16 protein-coding genes are annotated in these 11,806 nt (G+C 44.3%); 8 read left to right on the forward strand and 8 right to left on the reverse strand.

What is annotated here, in order from left to right:
- The first annotated feature begins 395 nt into the window (after positions 1-395).
- Entirely contained in the window at positions 396-1,454 is a 1,059-nt protein-coding gene (locus IM322_RS20785; protein WP_287673531.1) for an RNA-directed DNA polymerase, read from the forward strand.
- A 412-nt stretch (positions 1,455-1,866) separates the two neighbouring features.
- Here IM322_RS20785 and IM322_RS20790 read toward each other — a convergent pair whose 3' ends face one another.
- Positions 1,867-2,217: a hypothetical protein gene (locus IM322_RS20790; protein ID WP_287673529.1), complete on the reverse strand. Its 351-nt coding sequence runs from the start codon at positions 2,215-2,217 to the stop codon at positions 1,867-1,869.
- Positions 2,218-2,322: 105 nt separating this feature from the next.
- On the opposite strand from IM322_RS20790, the gene IM322_RS20795 reads away from it, so the two are divergent.
- Both IM322_RS20795 and IM322_RS20800 read left to right on the forward strand, forming a co-directional pair.
- The gene (locus tag IM322_RS20795; protein ID WP_287673528.1) at positions 2,323-2,622 is read left to right on the forward strand and encodes a type II toxin-antitoxin system HigB family toxin; all 300 of its coding nucleotides are present in this window, start codon (positions 2,323-2,325) and stop codon (positions 2,620-2,622) included.
- Positions 2,606-3,013, forward strand: coding sequence for a helix-turn-helix domain-containing protein (locus IM322_RS20800; protein ID WP_287659155.1), 408 nt, complete (start codon positions 2,606-2,608; stop codon positions 3,011-3,013). The genes IM322_RS20795 and IM322_RS20800 overlap by 17 nt, the downstream gene beginning before the upstream one ends.
- Before the next feature lie 56 nt (positions 3,014-3,069).
- Here the strand turns inward: IM322_RS20800 and IM322_RS20805 are convergent, their stop codons facing one another.
- Complete coding sequence (locus IM322_RS20805) at positions 3,070-3,657, reverse strand: tyrosine-type recombinase/integrase (protein WP_287673527.1); 588 nt, start codon at positions 3,655-3,657, stop codon at positions 3,070-3,072.
- A 147-nt stretch (positions 3,658-3,804) separates the two neighbouring features.
- On the opposite strand from IM322_RS20805, the gene IM322_RS20810 reads away from it, so the two are divergent.
- The 5 genes from IM322_RS20810 to IM322_RS20830 all read left to right on the forward strand — a co-directional run bounded on the left by IM322_RS20810 (position 3,805) and on the right by IM322_RS20830 (position 5,558).
- Positions 3,805-4,029: an AbrB/MazE/SpoVT family DNA-binding domain-containing protein gene (locus tag IM322_RS20810; RefSeq protein WP_287673525.1), complete on the forward strand. Its 225-nt coding sequence runs from the start codon at positions 3,805-3,807 to the stop codon at positions 4,027-4,029.
- Positions 4,029-4,439 (forward strand): type II toxin-antitoxin system death-on-curing family toxin, encoded by a 411-nt coding sequence (locus IM322_RS20815; RefSeq protein WP_287673523.1) that lies wholly within the window; start codon positions 4,029-4,031, stop codon positions 4,437-4,439. The genes IM322_RS20810 and IM322_RS20815 overlap by 1 nt, the downstream gene beginning before the upstream one ends.
- A gap of 81 nt (positions 4,440-4,520) precedes the next feature.
- Positions 4,521-4,652: a hypothetical protein gene (locus IM322_RS20820; protein ID WP_287673521.1), complete on the forward strand. Its 132-nt coding sequence runs from the start codon at positions 4,521-4,523 to the stop codon at positions 4,650-4,652.
- Between the two features lie 62 nt (positions 4,653-4,714).
- Positions 4,715-5,206, forward strand: coding sequence for a GIY-YIG nuclease family protein (locus tag IM322_RS20825; protein ID WP_287673519.1), 492 nt, complete (start codon positions 4,715-4,717; stop codon positions 5,204-5,206).
- A 58-nt stretch (positions 5,207-5,264) separates the two neighbouring features.
- Entirely contained in the window at positions 5,265-5,558 is a 294-nt protein-coding gene (locus tag IM322_RS20830) for an HNH endonuclease signature motif containing protein (protein WP_287673518.1), read from the forward strand.
- On the opposite strand, the gene IM322_RS20835 is transcribed toward IM322_RS20830, so the two are convergent.
- The 6 genes from IM322_RS20835 to IM322_RS20855 form a co-directional block, all read right to left on the reverse strand.
- Complete coding sequence (locus IM322_RS20835) at positions 5,550-5,831, reverse strand: hypothetical protein (protein WP_287673517.1); 282 nt, start codon at positions 5,829-5,831, stop codon at positions 5,550-5,552. The two genes, IM322_RS20830 and IM322_RS20835, sit on opposite strands and share 9 nt — an antisense overlap.
- Positions 5,832-6,003: 172 nt before the next feature.
- Positions 6,004-6,378, reverse strand: a complete 375-nt coding sequence (locus IM322_RS20840) for an NUDIX hydrolase (RefSeq protein WP_353737534.1) — start codon at positions 6,376-6,378, stop codon at positions 6,004-6,006.
- Positions 6,323-6,541 (reverse strand): hypothetical protein, encoded by a 219-nt coding sequence (locus tag IM322_RS23575; protein ID WP_353737535.1) that lies wholly within the window; start codon positions 6,539-6,541, stop codon positions 6,323-6,325. Before IM322_RS23575 ends, IM322_RS20840 begins: the two co-directional genes overlap by 56 nt.
- Positions 6,542-6,567: 26 nt before the next feature.
- Entirely contained in the window at positions 6,568-7,287 is a 720-nt protein-coding gene (locus tag IM322_RS20845) for a DUF559 domain-containing protein (protein WP_287673516.1), read from the reverse strand.
- A 180-nt stretch (positions 7,288-7,467) separates the two neighbouring features.
- On the reverse strand, positions 7,468-10,752 hold the full coding sequence (locus tag IM322_RS20850; protein WP_287673514.1) for a helicase-related protein: 3,285 nt from the start codon (positions 10,750-10,752) through the stop codon (positions 7,468-7,470).
- A gap of 2 nt (positions 10,753-10,754) precedes the next feature.
- On the reverse strand, positions 10,755-11,579 hold the full coding sequence (locus IM322_RS20855) for a KilA-N domain-containing protein (RefSeq protein WP_287673512.1): 825 nt from the start codon (positions 11,577-11,579) through the stop codon (positions 10,755-10,757).
- Positions 11,580-11,806: the final 227 nt, after the last annotated feature.

Consider the following 11,806-nt stretch of genomic DNA (forward strand, 5'->3'; position numbering starts at 1 on the left):
AAGGCCGAATTTGAAGTCTTTTCTGAACGAAACCCCCTACTATCTGTTGTCAAGGTTCAGTTTTTAGCTTGGTTATCGCTTTCTCCATTGTAGCTTAAAGCCGTCGTAAAACGACGGGGTTTTAACCCAAATTTTCGATAACATATTAGAGAATTTAATCAGGGCTAAATTTGCCAAAAGTAAGCTTGCCAAACTTGAATATATCAACACCGAGTTAGCCGTTCTCAGACATCAGACACGACTTTTATTAGATTTTAAGTTGATCGATCTGAAACGCTATGAATACGTCAGTCAGTTAATCGATGAATTGGGAGGAGAATTAGGTAACTGGATTAAAACCCAACGTGAACGAGAAGCAAAACCAGATTAATTTATTGTCATCATCGGAACTTTAAATGAAGCGTTACGGTAATCTCTATTCCCAAATTATCGAATTTGATAATCTATTTCTTGCCGCTCGTAAAGCACAATCGGGCAAGCGTTTTAGGGATAACGTTCTAGATTTTAATTTTAATCTGGAAAGGGAACTGATGCAATTGCAAAGGGAGCTAAAGGATAAAAATTATCATCCTGGAGCCTATCGAACCTTCCACATCATAGACCCCAAAAGTCGCCTGATATCGGCCGCACCTTATCGGGATAGAGTAGTCCATCACGCTCTTTGTAATATCATCGCCCCTATTTTCGAGCGCACTTTTATTCAGGATTCCTATGCCAATCGGGTTGGATTTGGAACTCATAGAGCTTTGAGGCGATTCATCAGCTTTGCCCGCTCTAGCTCTTATATCCTTCAGTGCGACATCAAGAAATACTTTCCTTCCCTCGACCATGAAATCCTTAAGGGACTGATACGGCGCAAAATTAAATGTCCCGATACCCTCTGGTTGATCGATACTATTATCGATAATAGCAACGAACAGGAAACTGTCATCGATTACTTCCCTGGCGATGACTTGCTGACTCCTTTAGAACGAAAAAGAGGTCTGCCCATCGGTAATTTAACCAGTCAGTTTTTTGCTAATATTTATCTTAATGGACTCGATCATTTTATCAAGGAAGTTATTAGAACTCCCAAGTATGTCAGGTATGTTGATGATTTTGCTCTCTTTGCCGATGACCGAGATTTTCTCGCAGAAGCCAGAGGTAAAATTGAAGAATACTTGGTAAAACTGAGGCTAAAAATTCACCCGATTAAAAGTCAACTTTTTGCCACTAAATACGGTCCTAGTTTCCTCGGTTTTCGTATTCTACCTGACCGAGTTCGTGTCAGGAATAGTAACCTCCATCGCGGGAGGAGAAGACTCAGACGATTGCAACAAGATTATGCCATCGGTACAATTGAATGGAAAGATGTAGAACGAGCGCTGACTAGCTGGATGGCACATCTAGAACACGGTGACACCTGGCAACTAAGAAAACAGATATTCAGTTCCCTCACATTCGTGAGGCATTGAAGAAGGGACAGGCGAACCCGACCGCGGGGCGGTTCTTGGTACAACAATCCAAATAACTGCCGTTCCGCTTACCGCAACAACAACGATAGGCGCGACAACATCAACAACAACAACGGTTTTCGCGTGGTGTGCGGTGCCGGGAGTACTCTTTATCGTCGGAGTTGGCAGGTGGGAATCTGTCGAGCGTGCAGCAAAGAGTCCAGCCTGTTCCCGCGATGCTGGCGACGGCATCCAAAAATCAAACCGAGTCGAGGAGCTTGGTAGGTTGTTCGCCAACCGAAGAGTCTCTCGGCTCACCATCTCTACATCGATCGAAATCTCGCCAAAAATTCAGTCACCCCATCGGCGGGCGTTCTGTGACCTTCTCTTTCGCACCGAACCGAGGGCAAAATCTTCCTAGTCCGAACTTGCGCTAATCTTTCTCTCGCCAGCCACATTCCGGGCATTGCCAAGTCTTTCGCAGGGCGGGACTGGTGGTAAAGATATGTTTGCAATCGGGACAGATACCCGTAAAGAAGGGATGAGTGTCTAATATTTTCTCCTGTTCCTCTCGCGTGTAACGGCAGAGTCGGTTCGGTATCAGTTCATCACCGTACCACGAGTAACCGACCGGCGACCACAGTTCTTTTTCCTCGATCGCTTCCGGGTCGGGGTGGAAATCTGGGCATTTTTCTGTTTCTACCCCTTCGGGATGGACAGCACAGACGAAGTAGATTTGATGGGTGTATAGCAGACAGCGATCGCAATCAGGAATTTTGCCCATGAGACTTAATAGAACTCTATTTTTAGTATTCCCTACAGTTTTAATAATTACTGTATTGGTATAATTATCGATAGTAGTAGAAAATTGCCAGAGGTATAGCGGGCGATGCGGGTTATTAGTCGTCGGATACTGCGTAATTTTTGCGTTAACCATGCTGATTCTTGCGAACCTCTTTATGATTGGTATAGAGTTGCTAGTAAACCAAAATGGCAAAATCTGATCGATGTTCAGGCTACTTATAAAAGTGCTGAATCGGTCGGAAACTTCACTGTTTTTAATATTAAAGGAAATAATTATCGCTTAATTGTCGATATAATCTATAGCCGCCAAACTATCTATATTAAATACATCCTCACTCACGCCGATTACGATAAGGGAAATTGGAAAAATGATCCTTACTTTTAATTCTGAAACCTACGGGGAATTACTCGCTCTCTACCAACCCAAAGCTATTACCACGGAAGCGGAGAACGAACGAGCGATCGCTATCGCCCAGGAATTGGAACATCGTTCGGAACTTAGCGCGGAGGAGGGAGCTTTACTGGAATTGCTGATCGCCCTGATCGAGAAATTCGAGGCGGATCATTACCCGATTCCTGAAAGAACCCCCCTATCAACCCTGCTGCATCTGATGGAAGCCAATGAAATAGAGCGGCAAGACTTGCTCGGTGTTTTCAGTTCTTTAGAGATAGTTAATCGGGTTATCGAAGGTGAGCGAGCGATCGAGCGGGGGGAAGCTCAAGCTCTAGCTTCTTATTTTCAGGTCGATGCGAGTTTATTTGCTTCGATGGTCTAATTTGCATGGATAGCAAATTTGATAGGCATATACGGCAAATAATGATTATTGAAAGTTTATACATTTTTTGGATCGATCCGTGATGATTCGCCCAGTACACCGACGGCATCCCCTATCTGCTGATCGCTTACCTCTAGGTATCTTTGTAGAACTTCAAGGCTGCTGTGACCGCTTATTTTCTGGATGACCCTGAGCGGTACTCCCCGGTTACTCATCAGGGTCAATGCCGACCTGCGGAAGCTGTGGGTCGAGACTCCCTTGAGTCCCACCCGATCGCAGGCGGTTCTCAGGATCAGGTCGGCGCTCGATCGGTGCAGGTGTCCTTTTTCTCTCGCGTTGTGGAAGGAAGGGAAAAGATAATCATCTGGCTGAAATTCTTGCAGGTAAAGGTCGAGGATTTTCCGCAGGGCCGGATTGACGGGGATGGAACGGGTTCCCTTCTTGCCTTTGGTTGTCGCTTTTCTGAAGGTGATCGCCGCCCCCACGTCGTTGACGGTCAACTGCAGCGCCTCTGATATCCTGCAGCCGGTGTAGAAACAGATGCCAAACAGACATCTATCCCGATTGTTATCGAAACCTGCGAACAGACGATCTAGTTCGGCTTGAGAGAGGATTTTGGCTTGTCCGTTACCGTTAACTTTCACGATACTTTTGTTCTACTCGTCAAAAGAAAACTTTCGTCTAGTATAATACCGCCAGTCGTTCGGAAGTCTTTTTCTTTAAAATAATTCTTTGGGCAGTTAGTTATGTTATAACATTTGTCATAACATAATTACGGAAGGTCATAGGTTATGACAAGTCTAACGCTCCGAAAAATCGGCAATTCCATCGGTGTGATCTTACCGAAAGAGGTTTTATCCCGACTGAACGTAGAGGAAGGAGATCAGATTTATATCACGGAATCGCCAGATGGATACAGAATTTCTAGCTTTGATCCCGATTTTGAAGAAACCATGAAAGCTTTTGAAGATACTTACTCTCAGTACCGCAACGCCTTTAAGGAACTCGCCAAATAATGATCGAGGAACCGAAATGGTTATCGAGTGATGCGGTTCAGGTGATTCAGGAAACTTTAATCGCTCGAACTGGGGGGAATCCTGGAGTTTTAAACCCAACCCTGTTGGAATCCACTGTCAATAAGCCAAAATTCTTTTTTCAGTACGAACCTGAATCATCGATTTTTAAGTTAGCGGCGGCCTATGGCTACGGTTTTATCAAAAATCATTGCTTCTGCGATGGTAATAAACGTATAGCCCTGGCCACCGTTTCAATTTTTTTGCGAAAGAACGGCTATCGCTTGAACGCCGGTGAAGTAGAAACGGTCACTTTCTTTCTCGGTCTTGCGGGCGCTCTCGAAACCTATGAGGAGGGTTTCGCCAGATTGACCGATTGGATCGAACAATATGCGATCGAACTGGAAGATTAACCACGAAGACTGTTCTAACGCCTCTAATCTAACGTTTTTTAACTCTTATCCCGCAAGAGAACTGAAAATATGTCGGAAAATATGGCTAATTCGCTCTCATCGAGTCAAATACCTTTAAGTTTATTCGATACGGGCGGCGACGATCGAAAGGAGAGAGCCACCCAGATGAGCAAGGATTTCCTGTTCACTTGGAAAGTTAGGATCGCAGACTAAGCTAAACGGCTTTTACTTCGGATCACCGATATAGACTCCAAAAGGGTTATAGCTATTGGATCATGCAGGTTAAGCGCCGTTTAGCTTACCAGCAACAGGTGAGAGAGGGAAAGACGGTCGAGCAACCGACTTTATTCGATCTGCCTAAAACCACATGGCACACCGCTGACGAGATTGATCCTTTTTCTTTACCCCGTCATCCCTCAGATTTTTATCGTCGTCCCGACATCGAACCTCCCGACGATTCCAATCAAGGCTGTCTCTATTTTCAGATCGACCATGTTAGTAATATCGTACTGTATGTCGGAGAGACGAAATTGAGCGCCCGCCGGCGTTGGTTGGGTTCCCACGATTGCAAGGATTACGTTCTCAACTATATCGAGTTACACCGTCGCTACGATCTCGATGTGGCCGTCAATGCTTCTTTTTGGTATCATGTTCCCCCCACCAAAAAGATTCTACAGCAGTGGGAACGGGAGTTAATCTATAAATGGCGACCTCCTTTCAATCAGGAGATGTGGCAGTTCTACGGACAACCGTTCGGGAAACTCTAGCGATCAACAAATACCGTCGTTTCTGTTAGGATGGAGAATAGCGATCGCTGAGATAGTTATGATTGGAAGAAACCGTTATCCCGATAATTGGGGGGAAATTGCCGCTAGGGTCAAGGAAAAAGCCGGCTGGAAATGTCAGTGCTGCGGAATGCAGTGTTTGCGACCGAGGGAAGATGTCAGCGACCTGACCATTTCCGAACGCTCGATCCGCAAACTGGCGGTACACCACCATAACCGGCAACCGGAGGATAATCGTCCCGAAAATCTGATCGCCCTCTGTAGCGCCTGTCACCTTGAGCGCCACAAATTCCGTCTGGGTTCTGTGTCTATCGGTCAATTGTCGTTATTTTAGGACGATCAACTTTCCTGTAGGGGACAACGAGGTTGACAGGTCTTCCAAATGCCGCAAACGGACGAGATTTTCTGGTGTTTCCCCAACGATCGCCATATTAGCTCCCAGTTGACTGTATTCGGCTATCAGAAGGTAGATTAGCTCTATTCCTCGCTTTATCCTTTCCCTACGCTTTTTGTCAACTGCCAACGATAGTTTTTCTTTGAGGACAAGGGATTCCTGATGCAACTCCTCGATCTTGTCATCGATGACGGGGGGAAAGATGGATGGCATGACCTTCGATCACTATGGTGTTCATCCGTTAGAGCGATCTAATCCCTCAATCGTTCCCGCCACCGGTTTTTACTAGGGAATAAGTTTGTACTATAACTTTCTTCCATCGATGGAACCCGATGACTCGATCGCCACCGTATCTAACTTTTACTAGGGGATAACTTTGTACTAACTATTGTTCGGTTTGATTCACCCACCATTCCAGCAGGACGGCGCGGCATTGCAAGCAGGTGAGGGACTTCAACAAATCGCTGACTCCGATTGAATTAGCGGGATAGGTCAATACTTCGCTGGTAGATAGGCCGCCGTCGATATCGGCGATAAAACCGTAGAGTTTCTGGTTGGAAAAGGAGCTATTGACTGACCAACCCGTGGAGTTGAGGGGAGTTAATCGGGTTACTGCCGTCGCTTCAATTCCCAATTCTCTTTTTAGAGTCATTAACGCCGCCTCGTGATGGTCTTGCCCCTCGGAAATCCGACCACCGGGGAAATCAAGGGTTGTTTGTCCCAGTCCAGGGCGATAACTGGGAGCGGGCAGCAGTATCATCGAGTTTTGAACGGGCAGAGGAATCAGCTTTTTCAACCCGCCAGTATTCTAATAGTTGTCCTCGATCATCTTGCAGGTGTTCCCCGATCAGGGTCAACCAGCGACAACGGAGTTCTAAAAAGCGATCGTTTACTGGCCATGCCGGACTCGATGGTTGTTGCATTTGTAACCTACTCTATATGGAAGCTGTTAAAACAGATTCAAGAACTCCTCGATCGCCGCGTCGGGGGACTCCATACATTCTTGGGCTGTAAACCTTGCGGTGGCGATTCCTTCTCGTAAAAGCAACCGGTCTCTTATGTAGTCGCGATGGGTCTGTGCATCTTCCTGATGGTGTTTACCATCGATTTCCAAGCTGATGCACTTGCCTTTATAGAATACCAAGAAATCTATCTCCAGTCTTCCCGTCATTCTAGATGCCGATACTGGAGAACCCTGACTACTTATCCGACCTCTAGCATTGCCGAAGAATAGTACCCCCCGTCTATCCAACGCTTCGGCGATTTTTATCTCCACGGGCGATCGGAAGTACATCCCGCCCCACTCGGTCGTTTCATTGTGACCGTTGCTGGTATTCTGTCCGACGACGAGGGCGCTTCCCCTGACGATTTGCTCGATCCTCTCCTGCCAATCCTGATCGAAAAATAACCGCCACCAATGTTGAGAACCGTGACCGTCCCTCTGATCGGCGTAGGCAAGGTGCAGGTTCGGCTTGATCTCCATGTAGAACCCCGGCCTGGTTTTAGGATAAAGCCATTGATTGATTCGCTTCCTTAGATTTTTCTCCTTGTTAGCGCTCAAGACAACGAAAAAATCTAACAGTTGTGAGGTTCGCAATTCTTGGAATAGGGAAAGTTTTCCGCCGATAGAGACCAATTCGCCGCTAGAAATTATATGTTCAAATTCCATAGAACAAAGTACTTTTGATCGGAAGGAGTCTAAACGAGATTCAAAGGTTGATAGATTTCCATCGGGTTTATCTCTGATTTTATTCCGTCCTTTGCTGAAAAGGTGAGATGCTACCGATAAATCTCAGATTATGATCCTCTCAAATAGTCAGACCGCAATTTCCTCATTATCACTCTATCCTTATTCCGGTTTAAACCATTCGTAACACACCAACTGGATATTTTCTTCCCCGATAATTTTGAGGGGACTTTCTTCTTTTTCTTCCTCGATCTCGTGATGTAAGCCATTATCGACAAAATACTCATCTAGTTCGGCTATTAGCGTCTTTAAGTCTTGTTTTTGAGCGTATTTATCCCAAATTATCTTAATATCTCGTTCGTAGATTTTTAGATTTACCGTGCTAATTACCTTGAAGATTCGTGTTTTAGTTTCCTCGTCAACAGGTTGATTTTCGAGCAAATTTGGCTGAATTAAGGCATGATGAATCTTTTGTATCGGTTTACTCAAGCTAGGTTTGAGTTTGTTGCTGGTATGTTGTCTTCTCAATGATTCGAGTAGGTTATTGGTTGCTGTGGCTAAAACTCGGAAGATGGCAGTGTCGAACTGGATGGGCGGTAAGTCTTCTGGTGGGGGGAAGTCAGATTCCTTGCACTTAATCCAGTTAAAGATTTTGCGCTTGTCTGTCACCATTAAAGAGGCTTCGGTGGAGATATGTCCTCGCAGGCTAGGATAAAACTGCCAAAAATGTCTATCCCCTGCTTTAAAGACGAGGAACAGTGCGCCCTCCCTAAAAGTGTGGTCAGGAATCTTGAAGGTGCGGGTGCTGTGAATGCCTAGCGGAATTTCTTCCACAGCTTCTCGTGTCTTCTGCTGGATAAACTCTAGCAAGGGCAATCTCATCTCATCGAGGGAGACTAGATCTGCTACTTGTTCTAGTTCTTCAACTATGGCGGCTTTCTTGGCATCCGTGTCTGCACATTTGAGGCGATAGAGTTCTTCAAGCGATCGCTCTTGAATGGTTTCTCCCAAGACACTAGCATCTAAGCCCACTTCTCGATCGATCGTGGCGATCCGAGCCTGTAATCGTCGCACTAGATTGAGTAAAGCTTCTAATCCCTCTTCTGGAAAACAGTTGTAGATGTAGAGGGTGTCATAGTCCGTTCCTAATCTATCAATGCGCCCCGCCCGTTGGATCATCCTAACTGGATTCCAATGCAGGTCATAATTCACTAAAACTCCGGCATCCTGTAGGTTCTGACCTTCCGATAAAACATCGGTACAGATGAGGATATCGATAGGGTTTCGCTTGAGGGCTTCTAATTCATTATCCTCTTGAGTGTTAGCTTTAGGAGAAAACCGTTTGACCTTTTCCTCTCGCTGTTTGCCCGGTGTTGCCCCAGTGATTAACTCAATCACTGGGTTTCCCATATCTCTCAACCAGTCTTCATCTTTGATCAGTTCACCGTGTAAATAATCAGCTGTATCTTTAAAGTAGCTAAAGACTAAAATTCTTTGGTATTTTAGGTTAGTTTTGAGCAAGTCTTTAAAAGCCGCTAACTTTCGGTCATGATCTTGATTTTTTGCCACTGATTGCTGTATTTTGTCGAGAATGGTTAAGATGCCGTTGAGAATAGTTAAGTCCGATTCAATATGCGATCGCAGACTGTCTATTTGGTAATCCTTGTGGTCAATTTCTTCTAGCTGACTAATGATGGAACTAATCGATTCTTCAGCATCTTCTTCTTCTATCCCTGCTGCTAAGATTAACTTACGGAAGCTCTTGCTATCGAGTAGTTTGCCTTGCAACGTGAGAATTTCATAGAATTTAGTTTGAAAGTTTAGTTGATTGCGGATACTATTCTGAAAGGCAATTAGTGAACTCTCAAACCGTTTGAAGTAAAGTGCTTTTTGTAAGGCAACTAAAGCCTCATTCCGTTTAACTTCATTCTCATCCTCTTTCTGTTTCCGTTTCTTAAAGGCTTTAATATTGTAGGGTGAGAGACGTAGCTCATCAATTTGATTAGCAATACCAATATATAAACCAGCAAAACTACCCTCAAAGTTATAGGTAAACTGTTCTAGTTCTCGTTTGGGAAAGTGTATGAGTTGACCGCTAATCCTGATTTCTTCTCCTGCCTGTTGCCTTCTAATAACGTCCTGACGGCTGCGGCGTACCATTGTTTGAAACAGTAATTCGGTAATCTCTACCCCGCCTTTAGCTAAGGCTTTAAAATAAGTTTTTAAATTAGAAATACCGTCCTCTCGGTAATAAGCATCGTTGCCTCTAGTAAGCAGGGAAATCTGATGATAGAGGTCAAAAATACTGTTATTAATCGGTGTGGCAGTGAGTAATAAAACTCGTTTATTACGCTTACCACTGCTGACCAGTTTAAGAAGGTTGCGATAGCGATTGGTGGCACTATTACGGAAGTTATGAGCCTCATCCACTACCACTAAATCATATTGACTGAAACGGCGGATATCGAAGTTTTGACGGCTTACTTCCTCATGGGATAACACATCAGCTTTAATGCCAAATTCATCTAGTTTCTTAATCCATACTAAATCTCTCAGTTGAGCAGGACAGACTACCAAAGCGCGGGGAACGTACCCAGGACGGCGCAATTTAATCAGGTAATAGTCTAATACTCTCAAGCCGATATAAGTCTTACCCAAACCCACAGCATCAGCGACGATACAGCCTCGATGTTTTTCCATCAGTCTGACGGCTCTCTCGAAGCCTTCCTGTTGAAAGCTGGCCAATTCTAGGGTGGTGCGATCGCTTTCTCCCACCATTGCCTCATCCTTAAATAGTTCGTACAGCGCCTTGAGAAAGACTTGGTAGGGAGTGTAAGGTTTACTGCCAAACTTGGAAGCGTTGAGGGAATCAATCAGCTTGGCTTTGTAGTCGAGATCAACACTGGGGTCATTCCAGAACTTCTCAAACCAGTTGTGTCTGAGGTCAGATGCGATCGCTCCTATTTTGTTGACGATGTTTAACTCGGTGTTGCCTTGTAATCCGGCGGGGGTTAAGTTGGATGACCCGACGATACTGTACTGGTCGAAGATGTAGGCTTTGGCGTGGAGAAATTGCGGTTTTTCTCCCAATGCTCCAAACAGTCTCACCTGAATGTGGTCTTGTTGCAGATAGGCAATTATGCGATCGATCTGGTTTTTGTATTCTCTCTTGAAGGGTTCGCCTTCTAACTGCTCTTGGATGCTCTTGCGGAAGTAGCGGATCAGGTCAATGCGATCGCTCTCTGCTGGTCTGATAGCGGGGTCACGTCCGATGAGGAGACGGAAGCTGGTGAGGCGGTTCATGGCTTCTTCGAGGCGCAGCCAGGCTTCGATGCGGAAGAATCCGGTGGCGATGTCGAGGATGTGTTGGTTCTCATCCTCGATCAGTTGTTTGAGGATGGTTTCGAGGGTGCGTTGGGTGTTGTCGATGTAGTCGGGGATGGGCATGGTTAATCATTATTATTCGAGGTAGGTTTAAGTCTTTTATTGATAGGTTTAATCTCATAACCAATAGCTTCTGAAATTAATTGACATTCTTCAGGACTAACAAATTTTCTGACATATTCAGGAAACTTTTCTGGAATATAGGTATCTTGCAACCATTGACGGAACTTACCTAATAATTCAAAAGGATAAATATTGGCTAATTGTTCCCTTCTGCTATCGGGATAATAATGGGTATATTGCTCAAAGTCAGTTTCATGACCTTCATTTCTTAAATAATGACACCATGCTCTGCCAATTGAGATATCAACAGTTGCCTTATCATGTAGAGGTACACCTTTAGCCTCTAAATCTCTCATTAGCTTACTTATTTCTTCAAAAATGCACCATGTTCCATTGGGAAGTTTTGTTCCTTGTTCAAATAGCATTAAACGTTGATACCAAATCCGTTGATAAGGATGTAATAAAATTGGTTGTTGAACAGGAGCTTGACCAGTAACTAGCCATTTTTCAACCCATTCAGATACCATCATTTCAAATTCTGGTGAGAGCCACATGGCAAAAGATATGGCTAACTTAGGATAAAGCCAAACTTCTCGGCTTTTTCCTTCTCCTCTTTTTTGTATTAGGTCATAAACTTCAATACCAGTCTTATCAGATAAAAGTTCTAAATATTCAATTGTTCTATCTTTTTCAAACCAAGCATTCGGATTTCTATATTTGCCTGTTTGTCTTTCATAGGCTTTGGTCAGTTTACTGGCACTTATGTAACCATCTTGTTTTCTTTGACTGACAACTAAATCACCAACCTGATGTTCAATATATTGCATTTGATTCTCCTTATAAAGTTATTGGGTAAAAAAATTAATAGTAATCACATCAAGTTTTATTTCCCCAGATATTCTGGTCATAAATCTGGTTCTTCGTTACTTGGTATGGTTCGATCAGGGGGCATAAATCGGCTAAATCCTTATCCGGCAAGAGACTTAATTGATTAGCTCGTTCTAGATCGAAAACAATTGGCAAAAATCGAAGCAATGTCTTTCTATATAAGGGT

This window comes from Microcystis sp. M109S1 (assembly GCF_020247025.1).
Lineage (GTDB): Bacteria > Cyanobacteriota > Cyanobacteriia > Cyanobacteriales > Microcystaceae > Microcystis.

Bases quoted from the DNA above. Each gene is read 5' to 3' on its own strand.
- IM322_RS20785 (WP_287673531.1), top strand. From the start codon at position 396: ATGAAGCGTTACGGTAATCTCTATTCCCAAATTATCGAATTTGATAAT.
- IM322_RS20790 (WP_287673529.1), bottom strand. From the start codon at position 2,217: ATGGGCAAAATTCCTGATTGCGATCGCTGTCTGCTATACACCCATCAA.
- IM322_RS20795 (WP_287673528.1), top strand. From the start codon at position 2,323: ATGCGGGTTATTAGTCGTCGGATACTGCGTAATTTTTGCGTTAACCAT.
- IM322_RS20800 (WP_287659155.1), top strand. From the start codon at position 2,606: ATGATCCTTACTTTTAATTCTGAAACCTACGGGGAATTACTCGCTCTC.
- IM322_RS20810 (WP_287673525.1), top strand. From the start codon at position 3,805: ATGACAAGTCTAACGCTCCGAAAAATCGGCAATTCCATCGGTGTGATC.
- IM322_RS20815 (WP_287673523.1), top strand. From the start codon at position 4,029: ATGATCGAGGAACCGAAATGGTTATCGAGTGATGCGGTTCAGGTGATT.
- IM322_RS20820 (WP_287673521.1), top strand. From the start codon at position 4,521: ATGGCTAATTCGCTCTCATCGAGTCAAATACCTTTAAGTTTATTCGAT.
- IM322_RS20825 (WP_287673519.1), top strand. From the start codon at position 4,715: ATGCAGGTTAAGCGCCGTTTAGCTTACCAGCAACAGGTGAGAGAGGGA.
- IM322_RS20830 (WP_287673518.1), top strand. From the start codon at position 5,265: ATGATTGGAAGAAACCGTTATCCCGATAATTGGGGGGAAATTGCCGCT.
- IM322_RS20835 (WP_287673517.1), bottom strand. From the start codon at position 5,831: ATGCCATCCATCTTTCCCCCCGTCATCGATGACAAGATCGAGGAGTTG.
- IM322_RS20840 (WP_353737534.1), bottom strand. From the start codon at position 6,378: ATGATACTGCTGCCCGCTCCCAGTTATCGCCCTGGACTGGGACAAACA.
- IM322_RS23575 (WP_353737535.1), bottom strand. From the start codon at position 6,541: ATGCAACAACCATCGAGTCCGGCATGGCCAGTAAACGATCGCTTTTTA.
- IM322_RS20845 (WP_287673516.1), bottom strand. From the start codon at position 7,287: ATGGAATTTGAACATATAATTTCTAGCGGCGAATTGGTCTCTATCGGC.
- IM322_RS20850 (WP_287673514.1), bottom strand. From the start codon at position 10,752: ATGCCCATCCCCGACTACATCGACAACACCCAACGCACCCTCGAAACC.
- IM322_RS20855 (WP_287673512.1), bottom strand. From the start codon at position 11,579: ATGCAATATATTGAACATCAGGTTGGTGATTTAGTTGTCAGTCAAAGA.